Origin of the sequence: Mycobacterium pinniadriaticum (genome assembly GCF_026242045.1) — a bacterium.
GTDB classification, from domain to species: Bacteria; Actinomycetota; Actinomycetes; order Mycobacteriales; family Mycobacteriaceae; genus Mycobacterium; species Mycobacterium pinniadriaticum.
The window spans coordinates 82,441-98,343 of the sequence record NZ_JAPJDO010000011.1 but is presented as its reverse complement, the minus strand read 5'-3'; the positions used below and the strand labels follow the sequence as shown (position 1 = coordinate 98,343).

Here is a 15,903-nt window from a genome sequence, read left to right as displayed (position 1 = left end):
GTTCAGAAAACCCGCGTCTGGCCTTCGATGGCCGGAACGGTGTCGGGCAGCTTGTACGTTTCGATCCCGTTGCGGAACATGACCGCTTCCCGGGCGTGTTCGGGTAAGTGTTTGACCAGCCAGCGTGGGTCGTCGAAGGTCCAGTGCGGGTAGTCGGAGGAGAACAGCAGGATCTTTTCGCATTCCATCCACTCGAAGGCCCGCAGGAGTTCGGTCTTGTCCTCGGGGTAGTCCAGTGGCTGGGTGGTGAATTTGATGTGGTCCTTGACGTACTCGGACGGTTTGCGCTTGATGTCCATCCAGGGCTTACGTGCCTCGTAGATGGCGTCCATCCGCCACATCAGCGGCAGGATCCAGTTGAAGGCGTGCTCGACGAACACGATGCGCAGGGTGGGGTAGCGGTCGAACACCCCGTCGAAGACCAGGCTCATCACCTGGTTGATCGCGGTTAGCGAGTAGCTGACCATGAAGTCGTGGTTGTAGCTGGGCAAGCCGACCGGTGGCATCGGGAGCGTTTCGTACACGCCGCGGCCCAGATGACAGCTCACCGTGATGTCGTTCTTGGTGGCGGCCTGCCAGATCGGGTCGTACTTGGGATCACCCCACGACGGCCGAGGCTCGGCGTGGATGAGGACCTGAGCCATATAGGGATGGCCGGCCCACTTCTCGATCTCGTCGGCCGCGCCTTGCGGTTCCTCGATCGCCACGCAGATCGAACCCCGCCAACGTTCGTGCCAGTTGTTCTTGCTGTCCAGCCAGTGCTCGGCCTGCCAGCTGTTGAGTGCATAGGAAAGGGCTGCCGTTGCTTCCGGGAGCCGGCAGGCGCCATGTGTCGGCTCCAGCACCGCGATGTCGGCACCCGCCTCCATAATGGCCTGCCGGAACGCCATGTCGGGGTCGCTGCAAGCGAATTCGCCGTCCGGGGGGAAGGTGTCGACGCGCATCGCGTAGGCGTGCGCGTAGTCGGGCGCGTCATAGTAGATCAGCTCGCCGACCCGGTGGTTCATGAAGTACTTGCTCCGCAGCGGCTCGGGGATGTACTGCTGGAGCACGCCGCGGCGCGGAACCGGGTGGACGTCGGAGTCGACGCAGCGGATGGCCTTGCGCTCGGCGGGTGCGACTCGATCCTGGATGTGTGTCAGGGTCATCGGGGTCTCCTTAGCTCACGTCTACTGTGCGGTCACGCCGGCCGGAATGTCTATGCCATAGAGCTGCGCAGCATTGCGCCAGCACACCTTCTCGCGCTGCTCGGCCGTCCACGCGGCGGGGAGCTCGCGGACGTCGCCGCAGTGCCAGTGCGGGTAGCTCGAACCGAACATCAGCATGTCGTCCTTGCCGGTGAAGGACAGCCATTCGTCGGCGAACGCAGCATCTCCGGGGCCGTCGAGGCTGTTGTGGATGAAGTAGACGTGGCCGGGCAGATAGTCGCTGGGCATCTTCGGCGCCCACGGGGTCTGCTCGAGGTGCGGCCTGCCAAAGCAATCCATTCGCCAGATGAACGGTGTCACGAAGTCGCCGCCGCCGTCGGCCCACACGAACTTCAGGTCGGGCCACCGCTCGAATACACCCTCGGCGATCATGTTGAGCAGGTGGTACACGTAGTTGAGCGACATGAAGCCCAGGTACTGCTCGAACGTGCGGGGGTGCCCATTGGGCGTCGGCGGGTTCGCGATGCCCTCGCCTACCTCGATATGTGTGGTCACCGGCAGTCCGGCGGCCACCGCGGCCTCCCATAGCTCCCAGAACTGCGGCTTGCCGTAGAGCTCGCGGGACTGTAGCGGGATGCCGATCTGCACCACCCGTGGGTGGTCTTTGTACTTGTCGATCTCGCGTAGCGCGCCGGCGATGTCGTCGGGGTTGATCCGGATGGTGCCACGGAATCGCTCGCCGAATTCGGGATGCTCCAGCCAGCGCGAGACCATCATTTCGTTGTGGGCGGCCGCGATGGCGGTACCCAGGTGGCGGTCGGGCATGACGCCTCGGGTCATCGGGTGCAAGACGGCGACATCGACGCCGCGATCGGTGAACAGCTGCTGAGCGACGAACGCCGGGTCGGATCCCGGGTACTGCCGGTCCGGCCCGCGGGTTCCTTCGAGGTACTCGCCACCGGGGGCGCCGTACCAGTCCATCTCGTAGTCGGGGAATCCGCGACTCGTGAACGGTTCCCGCATCACGCCGCGCAACTCAGGGGTCGACCCGAAGAAGATGTGCACGCTCGCGTCGATCACGGGCGTCGTTGTCCCATCGCGGTGCTCTATCACCAAACCCACCTTCCGGTGATCTATCCCAGTGTAAATGCGAGTTCTTCATCGGCAAGAATACTGTTCTCGCGATTGAGAGTAGAACCTCATTACCACTCTGCCTCAACCGACCGTAGGCAGCAAGCAAATCAGCCGGTAGAGTGCGATACCGTCTAGGGAGAACCGGTGACGCACGAATGGAGAATTCGATTTCCATTCACATCGGTCCCATCCGGGCAGGAGACAGCGGGTGCTATTGGAATTCGATGCTGATCAGCGGTTGTGGCAGGACACCGTGCGCGACGCGGTGGCCAAGCAGTGCCCGGCCTCGCTGATCCGCGGGATCGCCGAGGACGGGGTCGACCCGACCCCCTTGTGGGAGTCCTACATCGACGCGGGGTGGACCGAACTCGCCGATCCGGAGAACGCGGTCGAACTCGCGATCGTGCTCGAGGAGTTCGGCCGGGTCACCGACCCGACGCCGTTCCTGGCCACCCTGACGCAATACGCGCCGCTGGCCGGTGATCGCTACGACCCACAGCAGGCGGGCACTGCGGTGTTCGACGGTGTCACCGCTCATCGGGATGCCGACGGGTGGGTGCTGTCCGGAACCGCCCGCTACGTGCTCGATGCCGATCGGGCGCAGAAACTGGCCGTGGTGACCGACGGCGGAGTGTTCCTCGTCGAGGCCGCCGCCGCCGCCGTCACCCGCATCCCGGCTTTCGACCCGGTATTGCACATCGCCGACGTGACCCTTCCCGGCGTGCACGTCTCCGATGACGATCGGGTGCACACCGATCCCGAACGCGCCCGCCATATCGCGTTGACCGGCATGGCGGTCACCACGGTCGGCGCCTGTCAGCGCATTCTCGACCTGGCCCTGCAGCACGTGCGGGACCGTCACCAGTTCGGGGTCCCGATCGGCTCCTTCCAGGCCGTGCAGCACAAGGCGGTCGATATGCACGTCGCGATCGAACGGGCTCGTGCCCTGTCGTACTTTGCGGCGCTCACGATCAGCGCCGACGACCCGCGCCGGCGGCTGGCCGCCGCGATGGCGAAGGCCGCGGCGGGCGACTGTCAATCGGTGGTGTTTCGCCATGGCCTGCAACTCTTCGGGGCGATGGGCTTCACCTGGGAAAACGACGTCCAGTTCGCGCTCAAGCGCGCCAAGGCAGGCGAACTCATGCTGGGCGGTGCCGCCGACCACCGCGCCATCATCGCCGAGGAGTACAGGGAACTGTAGATGCAGCTTTCATTCGATCCCGACGTCGAGTCGTTCCGCGACGAGTTCAGTGCGTTCCTCGACGCCAATCTGCCCACCGAGGCCGAGACTCTGGAGCGGCCGAGGTCGGTCTCACACATGCCGGACTGGGCGCGGCGTTGGCAACGTCTGTTGTTCGACAACGGCTGGTTGCTGCCGGCCCAGCCGCCCGAGTTCGGTGGCCGCAACGCGACGATCCTGCAGCAGTTCGTCCATCTCGAGGAACTCTGCCGGCGCCGGATCTATCACAGCTTCAACCCGCAGGGCGTCAATATCGTTGCGGCCTCACTGATCTCGTTCGGATCCGATGAACAGAAGCACCGCTGGGCGGTGCCGGTGCTCAAGGGTGAAAAAACCGCGTCGCTGGGCATGAGCGAGCCGAGCGCAGGATCGGATCTGGCCTCGCTGCGGACCCGCGCAGTCCGCGACGGCGACCATTTCGTGGTCAACGGCCAGAAGGTGTGGACCTCCGGTGCGCACGATGCCGACTTCCTGTTGACCTTCGTCCGCACCGACCCGGACGCGCCGAAGCACAAGGGCATCAGCGTGCTGATCATCCCGACCGATCTGCCCGGAGTGGTGTGCCGGCCGTTCGCCTCAATCTGCGGGGTGGACGACAAGGATTTCAACGAGGTGTTCTTCACCGATGTGCGGGTTCCCGCCGAGAACCTCGTCGGACCGCTCAACGGCGGCTGGGGAGTGGCCAACGGGTCACTCGGCCACGAACGGACGATGATGTGGCTGGGGTTCGCCGATCGGATCGCCAACATGATCGGTGACTTCGAGCCGCGGACACCGCTGGAGAAAGATCAGTACGCCTCGATGATCATGGATTACCAGGCGCTGCGTCTGATGGGTTCCTCCGGGCTGGCCAAGGCGGCGCGTGGCGAATCCGATATGGCGTCGGTGTCGGTGGTCAAGCTGTTCGGGTCCGAGGCAGAACTGCGCGCTTCCGAGTACGCGCTCGCGGCAGCGGGTTCCGACGGTCTGGTCCACCCGTCGAGCACCGGGCCGTATGCGCACATGAATCTCGATCACTATTTCGCCAGCTGGTTCGAGCGGCATGCCCGGAGCTTCTCGGGAACGATCGCCGGGGGTACGTCGGAGATTCAGCGCAACATCATCGCCCAGCAGGTTCTGGGTCTGCCGCGCGGGAAGTAGAGAGCATCCGCGTCAGCTCGGTCAATTGCCGTTCCGCGTCTTGGCCGCTGTCGCGAGACATGGGGATGCACGCCTGTTAGTGGCTTTTCTGCCTAGCCGTCGATTGCGCTCCGCGGTGGGTACACGAGGTACCTTCCGCGGGAGCGAGACGGTGAAAGGCTGTCGGCGTGGCGTTCACTGGTGTTTGCTGACTGGAATTTGGCGCCGGCAGTCGACTCTCATGATTTTCTATGGTAAAGCACAGGCAGGTGTGCACGCGAATCGCTGCAGCTAATTATATCTGCAAGGTGGATACTGCAGGATTAACTCGCACAGCGAATATACATCTGCCCGCTAGCAGGGAAAAGCGACTTGGGTATCGGGTCCTGGCGACGCTATGCGCGCGCCCTCTTCGTGATGACGTCGAAAAACGCGCCGGTCGCAATATTCCCATCCGCCGCGTGGTTCAAACCACGCCCTGCAAACGTGTCGAAAGCCGGGTGCACGGGGCCTCTCGAGGCTCCGCGACCGGATGGCGCGGCCGGTCGATCCGGCGTGTCGTGCCCGCGAATCACCATCATTTTGTTCCGAACCCGGGCGTGCAGTGCGGCTGCGATGGCGAACACAACTGCGGAGCGCCAACGTTTTCGGATTGCTTGCTATCCCAGTCTCGAGCGCATGGCGTGCGCCCGACGGCTCCCTTCCCTCGACGATCGGCGGCGGGCTCGGCCGGCCGCTCTGGCCGACGCGCTTGACCATGCCGATTGGCGGCGAAGGCCGCTACGCGTGCAGCCCGGCCGTCACCCCAGCGTGCGGAGTGAACAGCAGACGCGTGATTCTTTGCTGCTTATTTGTATGCGCGGACGTCAAATAATTGTGGTTAATCCCTAATCGGCAAATGGCAAGACTCCGTGCAGAGAATTGACGCAGTTAGCTAAAAAAGCTGAGAGCAGTTCGCTTGGCTACTTAGGTTCTTCTCAGGTAAGTTCGCGCCTATCGGGGATCAGCCATTTGAAGGGATAGTCATGGACGTTGCTGTTCGGTCATATCTGACCGCCGGGGTGGCAGTCTTCGGTGCGAGCGCTATTGCGCTGGCGCCTGTTCAGGTGACACCGCCAAACCTGCACCTGGCACAAGATCGGGCGCTATCGGCTCTGGCCGACGTGTCCCTGTCCTCGCTCACCGACGTCATCCAGGCGATCAACGACGGCTGGAACGGACTGCGCGGCGGGCTCAATGCGCTCAACGGTGCGGCCGACACCGCGATCACTCAACTGGGTGACGCGCTTCAAGCCGCTCTGATCTCCGGCATCGGTTCGGGCAACACCGCGTTGCAGTCCGTCGTCGACGGTCTACTCAACGGCGGCAGCACGCTCGCCCAGGCGGTCGACAACGCTCTGGCCGAGTTCCCCAACCCGCAAGCGTTCATCAGCGCGCTGGTTGCGGCATTCGGCACCATCGATGTCAACCTCGGGCTGGCCATCCAGGCCGCGCTCAACGTGAGCATCCAGGGTGCAGCGGATCTGGCCAACGCGCTGATCGCAGGCGGGGCAGCACTGGCCGCGGCGTTCAACGCCGCGGTCGCCGCGTTCCCGTCGCCGGCGGCTTTCGTGGCGGCGCTCACCGATGCGCTTGCGGCGATCAACCCGACCCTGGGCATCCTGAGCAGTGCGCTGACGACCTTCACCGGCCAGCTGGCTGACACCATCCAGGCCGGAATTGCGGCCGGGCTCACCGGTTTCCAGGCGCTGCTCAATGCGCTCGGTAATCCCGCAAGTGCTCTGGCCGCGGCGTTCCAGGCAGTTCTGGAGGCGTTCCCGAACCCGGCGGCGTTCTTCAACGCGCTGGTCGCGGCCTTCAGCAATATCGATGTCAATCTCGGGCTTGCCCTGCAGGCGGCGCTGGATCTGAGTGTCACCGGGTTGCAGGGTTTCGTCGACGCGCTGGTCTCCGGCGGGGCGACGTTGGCTGCGGCGTTCAACGCCGCATTGGCGGCCTTCCCGTCACCGGCCGCGTTCGTCGCAGCACTCAATGGTGCGCTCGCGGCGATCAACCCGGCTCTGGGCGCTTTGGCCACGGCCTTCACCACCTTCACCGGACAGTTGGCCGACACCATCCGGGCCGGAATTGCGGCCGGGCTCACCGGTTTCCAGGCGTTGCTTAATGCGCTCGGTAATCCCGCGAGTGCTCTGGCCGCAGCGTTCCAGGCAGTTCTGGAGGCGTTCCCGAACCCGGCGGCGTTCTTCAACGCCCTGGTTGCGGCGTTCACCAATATCGACGTCAACCTGGGTCTGGCGCTGCAGGCCGCGCTCAATGTCGGCGTCCAGGGGCTGCAGGGCTTCGTCGACGCGCTGGTCTCGGGCGGGGCGACTCTGGCCGCGGCGTTCAACGCCGCGCTCGCCAACTTCCCCAGCCCGCAGGCATTCGTCGATGCACTTGTCGGGGCATTCGCGGCGATCAATCCGACGCTGGGCATCCTCGCCGACGCCTTCACGACCTTCACCGGTCAGCTCAACGAGACGATCCAGGCGGGAATTGCGGCCGGGCTCACCGGTTTCCAGGCGTTGCTTGATGCGCTCGGTAATCCCGCGAGTGCTCTGGCCGCGGCGTTCCAGGCAGTTCTGGAGGCGTTCCCGAACCCGGCGGCGTTCTTCAATGCCCTGGTTGCGGCGTTCGGCAATATCGACGTCAACCTGGGTCTGGCGCTGCAGGCCGCGCTCAGCCTCGGCGTTGATGGCCTGCAGGGCTTCGTCGATGCGCTGGTCTCCGGTGGGGCGACTCTGGCCGCGGCGTTCAATGCCGCGCTGGCCAACTTCCCGTCCCCGCAGGCCTTCGTCGACGCACTCACCGGCGCACTGGCCGCGATCAACCCGACCCTGGGCATCCTGGCGAATGCGGTCACGAATCTGACCGGCGAGCTGGGTGCCACGATCCGAGCGGGAATCGCCGCCGGGCTGACCGGGTTCCAGGCCATGCTCAATGCGCTCAGTGATGGGGGTAGTGCGTTGGCGGCAGCGTTCCAGGCGGCGCTGGCGGCGTTCCCGAATCCGCAGGCGTTCTTCAGCGCGTTGGTGCAGGCGTTTTCGAGTATCGACGTCAATCTCGGGCTGGCTCTTCAGGCGGCGCTGGATCTGAGTGTCAATGGCCTGCAGGGCTTCGTCGATGCGCTGGTCTCCGGTGGGGCGACGTTGGCGGCGGCGTTCAATGCCGCGCTGGCCAACTTCCCGTCCCCGCAGGCCTTCGTCGACGCATTCACCGGCGCACTGGCCGCGATCAACCCGACCCTCGGCGTGCTCGCGAATGCGTTCACCACGTTCACCGGTCAGCTCAACGAGACGATCCAGGCGGGAATTGCGGCCGGGCTCACCGGTTTCCAGGCGTTGCTTGATGCGCTCGGTAATCCCGCGAGTGCTCTGGCCGCGGCGTTCCAGGCAGTTCTGGAGGCGTTCCCGAACCCGGCGGCGTTCTTCAATGCCCTGGTTGCGGCGTTCGGCAATATCGACGTCAACCTGGGTCTGGCGCTGCAGGCCGCGCTCAGCCTCGGCGTTGATGGCCTGCAGGGCTTCGTCGACGCGCTGGTCTCGGGCGGGGCGACTCTGGCTGCGGCATTCAACGCCGCGCTGGCCAACTTCCCCAGCCCGCAGGCATTCGTCGAGGCCTTCGCCAATGCGTTGGCGGCGATCAACCCGACCCTGGGCATCCTGACCAACACGCTGACGACGTTGACGGGTCAGCTGGGGGAGACGATCCGGGCCGGAATCGCAGCCGGATCGACCGCCTTCCAGTCAGTCATCGCTGCGCTCGGCGACGGCGGAAGCGCACTGTTCGCGGCGTTCCAGGCAGCTCTGGAGAGCTTCCCGAATCCGCAAGCCTTCATCAACGCGCTGGTCGATGCCATCGGTAACATCAACGTCAACCTCGCGTTGGCACTGCAGGCCGCGCTGAACGTGAATCTCGATGGGGCACAGGCGATCATCGATGCGCTGGCCAACGGTGGTGTCGAACTGGCCGCAGCGTTCAACGCGGCAGTGGCGAACTTCCCGAGCCCGGAAGTATTCGTTGACGCGCTCACCGGCGCGCTCGGTGGCGGCTTGGAGGTTGCACAGGACGTGTTCAACAACGGCGCGGCGCTGTTGACGGCCGGACTGAATGCCGGTGTGGCAGCGGGCAATGCCCTCATCGGTGCCCTCAACAACGGGCTGATTGTGGGCGGCGCTGCCCTGGACACCGCGATTCGCACCGCGCTGTCGACACTGCCGTCGCCGGAGGCTGTCGTGAACGCGTTGGCGACAGCGGGTGCACACATCAGTGCGCAGTTGACTGCTCTGGCGAAGTCGATCAACGCCGGTCTGTCGGCGGCGATCAACATCAACATCGGTGGCATTCACATCGGTGGCGGCATCGACGTGGGCGGCAGTACCGGCGCGGCGACCCTCGCGGCAGCCAGTGCTGCGGCAGGATCCGCCGTGACGAGTGTGAACGACACGGCGACGAGTATTGCCGGCAACGCGCCGACAGTGTCGTTGAAGGTCAAGGACGCTCCCGCCGCGACCACCCCGACGAAGGCCGCCGAGAGTTCGCCATCGTCGGCCGACGCTCCGGCGGCGTCGTTGCCTGCCCCGCCGAAGGTGTCGCTGCCCAAGGTGTCGTTGCCTGCGCCGCCGAAGGTGTCGCTGCCGAAGGTGTCGGCAAAGGGATCCTCGGATGCCTCGGCTTCGGCCTCGGCGGGCGCTTCGGCCAAGAGCGGTACCTCGGCCAAGAGTGGCAGCTCCACCAAGGGATCCACGTCGTCGAAGAAGTCGTCCGGCCGGTCCGGTCACGGCGCGAAGAAGAGCGGCAAGGCCGCCTAGGCAAAACGCACCGTAGCCCCTTCCTTGCGGAAGGGGCTACGGTCGTTTGTCGGGCGGGACGGTATCAGTCGATGACGGCTGCCTCTTTGCGCTCGGTGATGGGGCGCGCGAGTTCCTGCTCGTCGCAGATCCGCTGCAGCTTGTCCAGTGTCTCGTCGAGGCCAGGCCCGAGACGCTTGCCGGGGGTGAACGTGGCGGGCAGGTGCCGCATGCCCTGGATCACGCCGATCGTGTCGTAGTGCACGGTGCCCTCGGGATCGCATTGGTAATCCGGCATCCGGTCGAGCACCGTCGTCAGCATGTCCTTGAACACGGTCCGGGCCACGTTCGATCCGATGCAGCGGTGCACGCCGATGCCGAAGCTGAAGTGACGGTTGCCTTTTCGGTCCAGAATGACGTCATTGGGATCGTGGAAGACGGACGGGTCCCGGTTGGCCATCGCCCACGAGATCCACACCCGCTCGCCTTCTTTGAACTGATGGCCCTCGAGGTCGACATCGTCGGAGAAGGTACGGCCGTCGCCGGGCGCAGGCGTGTAGTACCGCAGGAACTCCTCGGTGGCGGGGTCCAGCAACGTCTCGCGCTCAGCGCTGAGTCGCGCCCGCTCGTCGGGGTGCTCGGAAAGCCATTCCAGCGCATGCGCGGTGAGGGCGGTGGTGGTGTCGAAGCCGCCGCCGATCACCAGGCCGAGCATGCCCAGGACCTCAAGGTCCGGCGCCGGCTCACCGTCGACGGTCAGATTGAGCAACGCGTTGACCAGACCCGGCCGAGGGTTCTCGCGGATCTCGTTCATCCGCGTGACGAGGTCGATCCCCATCTCGCGGTGCTGTGCGGCCACCCGTTCGGCATCGGGGGAGTGCTCGGGGGTGTAGATCGCCGCATGTGTCGGCTCGCTGTATATTGACCAGTTCTTCAGCGGGATGCCCAGCAACGCCATCGTCAGAACCGCGGGCACCACGTTGGCCAGGTCGTCAACGAAGTCGATGCGACCGGATTCGATCTTCTCGTCGATGCTGGCGCGAGTGATCTCGTGGATGAATGGTTCCCAACGCGCGATGGCTGCCGGTGACAGGTACGGATTGAGCGCGTTGCGATAAACGCGGTGCTCGGGATCGTCCATTTCCAGCATGCCGCCACGGACCACGGTCGCCCGGCGCGCGGTCGGGATCGAAATCCCTTTGTATCCACGTCGTTCGCCGTGGATATCGTGGTCATTGGAGATGTGCGGGCAGCGTGCCAGTTCGAAAACCGCTTGGCTGCCTGCGGCCACCCAGTGGCCGCCGTAGGTGTCCGACCAGGCGACCGGGCACTTGCTTTGCATCTCCTCGGTGATCTTGGCGAACTGCACACGGTAATCCGAGGTGTGCCGATCGAAGTGGTAGCGAGGCTGCTTCCGCTCGTCGTCAGCGGTCATGTCGTCGACGCTCAAGACGCTGTCTCCCTTGACTATTCGTGGGTTTGTCAGTTCTGAAGGAGCTAGGTGTCAATCCTCTTCGATGAGGATCGCCTGCTCAGGACAGGAATGCGCGGCTTCGCGAACGAGTTCTATCTGGTCGGGTGGGACCACTTCGGTGACAGCCGACGAGCTGCCGTCGATATCGCTGAGCTGGAACATATCTGGAGCGATCATGGCGCACAGTGTGTGCCCCTGGCAGCGCTCCTGGTCAACCCGGACCTTCACAGTTTCCCTTTCGTGTACGGATTACTCGTCCGACCTCAGATGTGGTAGTCGTACCACTTGAGGTAGCCGCCGGCATCGACGCGCAGCTGCATGCCGGTGACATAGCGGGCTTCGTCGGAGGCCAGCCACAATACCGCGTTGCTGATGTCAAGGGGCTCGACGAAATTGACCTTCATCGCCTGCTGAACCCCGAAGACGGGTTCGGCGTCCGCACGGGTCGGATTCTCCAGGTCCGGCCGGAAGGACCGATACATCGGCTCGCTCTGCAACATGTCGGTGTTGCAGTTGGTCGGGTGCACGACGTTGGCCCGGATGCCCCGCACCGCGAGCTCGGTTGCCAGGTCGTGGACGTAGTTGGACAGCAGGCGTTTGGCGACCATGTAGGACATGCCGCCGGGATCGGCGCCCGGATTGGCCTTCTGATGGGCATCCATCAGCGCGGCGGTCGACCCGGTCGCGATGATCGAGGCGCCCTCCTCCAGGTGCGGCAGCGCAACCTGAATCGCGTTGATGGTGCCGATGAGGTTGGTGTTGATCACGTCGCACCAGGCCTGCAGCGGCGGCTGGCCCTTCATTCCGGCGATGCCGGCTTGTGCGACGACGATGTCGACCTTGCCGAACTCGGCGAGACCCTGCTCGAGAGCCTGCTTGAGCTCAGCCGCCTCGCGCACATCGGCCTGCGCGGTGACGATCCCGCGGCCGGTCTTCTTGACCAGCTCGGCGGTCTCTTCGAGATCTTCCGGGGTGGCCATGCGGTAGCCGATGGTTTCGATGTCCTTGCACAAGTCGACAGCGATGATGTCGGCGCCCTCTTCGGCCAGCCTCAGGGCATGGCTGCGGCCTTGCCCGCGTGCGGCGCCGGTAATGAAGGCAACTTTGCCTTGGACTCGTCCCACGGGTGTTCCTCTCTCTCACTGCCTAGTTGTCGGTTCAAGTATCGATATGTGATGAAAACTCTTGAGCTGATTCGTACTCAGGTGTTGCGGCCGCCGTTGACGCCGAGAATCTGGCCGGTGATGTAGCCGGCTTCCTCGGAGATGAAGAAGGAGCAGGCCGCGGCGATGTCCTCGGGCCTTCCGATTCTGCCGACCGGGGTCGCCTTGATGGCATCCTCGACCGAACCGAGGTTTCCGCGGGCTTCGGCCTTGCGCAGCATCGGGGTATCGACGAAGCCGGGCGGGACGGCGTTGACGGTGATGCCGGCCGGGCCGTACTCCAGGGCAAGGCTTTTCGTCAGGCCGTTGACCCCGCTCTTGGCGGCGACGTAGGCCGACATGTACGGCGCCCCGGAATGGGTGCTCGAGGAGGAGATGTTGACGATGCGGCCCCAGCCGGCCTCGATCATGTCGGGCAGGACGGCCTGGATGGTGTGGAAGACGCCGTGCAGGTTGATGTCGACGATCTTCTTCCACTCCTCGAACGACAGGTCGGTGAACCGGCGAAACGAGTCGCGGCCGGCGGCGTTGACCAGGATGGTGACCGGACCCAGCGCGGCGTGGATCTCGGCGAGCGCGGCGTCGATCTGGGCGCGGTCGGTGACGTCGGCGAGGTAGGAGAAATCCGTCAGGCTCGGGTCTTGGCTGGGATTCAGGTCGATCGTGGCCACGTGGTAGCCGTCGGCGCGCAGCCGATTGGCCACCGCCGCACCGATACCCGAACCGCCACCGGTCACCAACGCCGTCTTCACAGACGGTCTCCTTTGCCACCGCAGAAGGAGAAAGAGAAGGGTCGGCACCGTTTACCACGGCGTCCGTACCGCGTAGCGTTACCGGTCCAGCGAATCTCGAATGTCAAGAATCTCCCTTTCTGATATGAGAACGCTACTCTCGGTGTGATCCATTTCGCAAGACACTTCGGCGCAATCTGTCTAACTGCGGAGATGCGATAACAAGTCGCGTCTATCGGACGCGTGTCCGATGCCGTGAGCTTCATCCAACGCGGCTTGAGTTCTCATGGCCCGAATGTATGATTCGCCGGAGATGAGAACCAAGTTATCCACCGACTGGAGGAGTTGCTGATGCCGGCCCAGGACGCGACGGCAACCATCGCGAGCGGCGAGCAGGCGGCCGAGGGTCAGGTATCGGAGCGGCACATGCTGATCGACGGCCAGCTGGTCGGGGCTGCGCAGACGTATCCGTCGATCAATCCAGCCAACGGGGACGTGGTCGGTTATGCCCCTGATGCGGATGTCGCCGACGCCGAGCGCGCGATTGCCGCGGCCCGCAATGCCTTCGACAACACCGACTGGTCCACCAACGTCGAGCTGCGGATCCGCTGCATGGAGCAGCTGCATGCAGCACTCGTGGAACACAGCGACGAACTGCGGGCACTGACGATCGCCGAGGTGGGCGCAACCCGCGCGTTGACCGAGAGCGCCCAGCTCGACGACCCCATCAGGATCGTCGGCTACTACGCGAATCTGCTGAAGACCTATTCGATGACCGAGGATCTCGGCGAAATCGAGAGCCGCGGGCAGCGCCACCATCGCTGGGTGGAGAAGGAAGCCGCCGGTGTGGTGGCCGCGATCATCGCCTACAACTATCCCAACCAGCTGGCACTGGCCAAGCTGGGTCCGTCGCTCGCGGCCGGCTGCACCGTCGTCCTCAAGGCCGCGCCCGACACCCCGCTGACCACACTCGCGCTCGGCGAGGTGATCGCGAAGTACACCGACATCCCCGCCGGTGTGATCAACGTGATCAGCTCTACCGATCCCGCTGTCGGCGCGGCGCTGACGACCAGCCCCGACGTGGATGTCGTGACGTTCACCGGATCGACGGCGACCGGACGCAAGATCATGGCGGCGGCCAGTGACACCATCAAGAAGGTCTTCCTTGAGCTCGGCGGCAAGTCGGCGATGGTCGTGCTCGACGACGCCGACTTCAACAACTGCGCCATGATGGCGGCGTTCATGATCTGCTCGCACGCCGGTCAGGGGTGCGCGATCACCACCCGGCTGTTGGTGCCGCGCAAGCATCACGACGAGATCGTCGAGCTGGTGAAGAACTTCATGGGCATGGTCCGCTATGGCGACCCGGCCGATCCGTCGACTTACATGGGACCGCTGATCAACGAGACCCAGCGCGACAAGGTCCACGGCATGGTCCAGCGCGCGGTGGCCGCCGGCGCAACCGTGGTCACCGGGGGGAAGAAGGTCGACGGGCCGGGTTTCTTCTACGAGCCGACGTTGGTCACCAACGTTGCCCCCGACAGCGAGCTTGCCCAGGAGGAGATCTTCGGACCGGTCCTGGCCGTCCTCGCCTACGACGACGATGACGACGCCGTCCGGATCGCCAACAACTCCATCTACGGCCTCTCCGGCGGCGTGTTCGGCGGCCACGACCGCGCGCTGGCGATCGCCCGCCGTATTCGTACCGGCACGATGGGGATCAACGGCGGCAACTACTTCGGGCCGGACAGCCCGTTCGGCGGATACAAGCAGTCCGGTGTCGGCCGTGAGATGGGCGTGGCCGGCCTGGAGGAATTCCTCGAGCGCAAGACACTCGCGGCGGTCGTGTCGTGAGGCCCCTGGACGGGGTTCGCGTCCTCGAGGTTGCGATGTACGGCTTCGTGCCGTCGTGCGGCGCGGTACTCGGCGAGTGGGGTGCGGAGGTCATCAAGGTCGAGCATGCCGTGACCGGTGACCCGCAGCGCGGCCTGCGGCAGACCGGTCCGCTGCGGGTCGAGGGCGACCCGAATCCCAATGTGGAGCACGCCAATCGGGGCAAGCGCAGCATCGGCCTGGACATGTCCGTGCCGGAAGGCAAAGAGGTGCTCTACGAGCTGGCCCGCCGATCCGACGTGTTCCTCACCAGCTTCCTCCCCGGGCATCGCAAGAAGTTCGGCATCGATGTCGACGACATCCGCGCGGTGAACCCGAAGATCGTTTACGCGCGCGGTAGCGCCTTCGGGCCGCGCGGGCAGGAGTCGGAAAAGGGCGGCTACGACATGACCGCCTTCTGGTGCCGGGCCGGCACCGCCGCCACCATCACCCCGCCCGGGATCGAGGGCATGATCGGCCCGCCCGGACCGGCCTATGGCGATACCATCTCCGGCACCAATCTGGCCGGCGGCATCGCGGCGGCGCTGTTCGCGCGGGAGCGCACCGGTGAACCCTCGGTCGTCGACGTGTCGCTGCTCGGCAGCGGCCTGTGGTCGATGGGCCACACCATCGCGTTGACCCAGCACCTGGGCGAGCGGATGGTGGCCCCGGTCCCCGGGGTGCATGGTTCACCGATCAACCCGCTGGTGGGGCTCTACGAGACAGCCGACGGCCGCTACATCTCGTTCGTGATGATGCAGCCCACCAAGTTCTGGGCGGATGTCTGCCGCCACATGGACATCGATGAGTACATCGATGACGCGCGGTTCTCCTCGGTGGAGCAGATCGCGGCCAACACCGCCGAGGCAGTGGAGATCCTGGGGAAGGCGATGGCCACCCGGACGCTGTCGGAGTGGTCGACGCGGTTCGCCACGCTGGCCGGACCGTGGGCGCCGGTGCAGGACACGTTGCAGGCGGCCGCCGATGCCCAGGTGCGGGCCAACGAATACCTGGTGCACGCGGGGGAGTTGGAGTTGGTGTCCAACCCCGTGCAGTTCGATGTCGCCGCACCGCAGACCGGCCCGGCACCGGGATTCGCCGAACAGACCGACGAGATCCTCGAAGAGCTCGGCCTGGACTGGGACCGCATCATCGAACTCAAGACCGCTGGCGCGGTCACCTAGGTCGCGCCG

Annotated in this window: 11 protein-coding genes; 5 read left to right on the top strand and 6 right to left on the bottom strand. The window is 65.0% G+C overall.

The window, feature by feature from the left end:
- Positions 1-2 precede the first annotated feature (2 nt).
- A complete protein-coding gene (locus ORI27_RS15030) occupies positions 3-1,148 on the bottom strand; it encodes an amidohydrolase family protein (protein WP_265997686.1) in 1,146 nt (381 codons plus the stop codon).
- A 21-nt stretch (positions 1,149-1,169) separates the two neighbouring features.
- Positions 1,170-2,261 (bottom strand): amidohydrolase family protein, encoded by a 1,092-nt coding sequence (locus tag ORI27_RS15025; RefSeq protein WP_265997687.1) that lies wholly within the window; start codon positions 2,259-2,261, stop codon positions 1,170-1,172.
- Positions 2,262-2,490: 229 nt separating this feature from the next.
- On the opposite strand from ORI27_RS15025, the gene ORI27_RS15020 reads away from it, so the two are divergent.
- From ORI27_RS15020 to ORI27_RS15010, 3 genes are all read left to right on the top strand, one after another.
- On the top strand, positions 2,491-3,483 hold the full coding sequence (locus ORI27_RS15020) for an acyl-CoA dehydrogenase family protein (protein WP_265997688.1): 993 nt from the start codon (positions 2,491-2,493) through the stop codon (positions 3,481-3,483).
- On the top strand, positions 3,484-4,662 hold the full coding sequence (locus ORI27_RS15015; RefSeq protein WP_265997689.1) for an acyl-CoA dehydrogenase family protein: 1,179 nt from the start codon (positions 3,484-3,486) through the stop codon (positions 4,660-4,662).
- 1,004 nt (positions 4,663-5,666) lie between these two features.
- On the top strand, positions 5,667-9,491 hold the full coding sequence (locus ORI27_RS15010) for a beta strand repeat-containing protein (RefSeq protein WP_265997690.1): 3,825 nt from the start codon (positions 5,667-5,669) through the stop codon (positions 9,489-9,491).
- A gap of 64 nt (positions 9,492-9,555) precedes the next feature.
- Here ORI27_RS15010 and ORI27_RS15005 read toward each other — a convergent pair whose 3' ends face one another.
- The 4 genes from ORI27_RS15005 to ORI27_RS14990 all read right to left on the bottom strand — a co-directional run bounded on the left by ORI27_RS15005 (position 9,556) and on the right by ORI27_RS14990 (position 12,859).
- The gene (locus tag ORI27_RS15005; RefSeq protein WP_265997691.1) at positions 9,556-10,920 is read right to left on the bottom strand and encodes a cytochrome P450; all 1,365 of its coding nucleotides are present in this window, start codon (positions 10,918-10,920) and stop codon (positions 9,556-9,558) included.
- A gap of 54 nt (positions 10,921-10,974) precedes the next feature.
- Positions 10,975-11,172, bottom strand: coding sequence for a ferredoxin (locus ORI27_RS15000; protein ID WP_265997692.1), 198 nt, complete (start codon positions 11,170-11,172; stop codon positions 10,975-10,977).
- Positions 11,173-11,207: 35 nt separating this feature from the next.
- Positions 11,208-12,068 carry a mycofactocin-coupled SDR family oxidoreductase gene (locus ORI27_RS14995; RefSeq protein WP_265997693.1) on the bottom strand — a complete coding sequence of 287 codons (861 nt, stop codon included), beginning with the start codon at positions 12,066-12,068 and terminating at the stop codon, positions 11,208-11,210.
- A gap of 77 nt (positions 12,069-12,145) precedes the next feature.
- Positions 12,146-12,859, bottom strand: a complete 714-nt coding sequence (locus ORI27_RS14990) for an SDR family NAD(P)-dependent oxidoreductase (RefSeq protein WP_265997694.1) — start codon at positions 12,857-12,859, stop codon at positions 12,146-12,148.
- A 330-nt stretch (positions 12,860-13,189) separates the two neighbouring features.
- On the opposite strand from ORI27_RS14990, the gene ORI27_RS14985 reads away from it, so the two are divergent.
- A complete protein-coding gene (locus ORI27_RS14985) occupies positions 13,190-14,692 on the top strand; it encodes an aldehyde dehydrogenase family protein (protein ID WP_265997695.1) in 1,503 nt (500 codons plus the stop codon).
- On the top strand, positions 14,689-15,894 hold the full coding sequence (locus ORI27_RS14980) for a CaiB/BaiF CoA transferase family protein (RefSeq protein WP_265997696.1): 1,206 nt from the start codon (positions 14,689-14,691) through the stop codon (positions 15,892-15,894). The genes ORI27_RS14985 and ORI27_RS14980 overlap by 4 nt, the downstream gene beginning before the upstream one ends.
- The last annotated feature ends 9 nt before the right edge of the window (positions 15,895-15,903 follow it).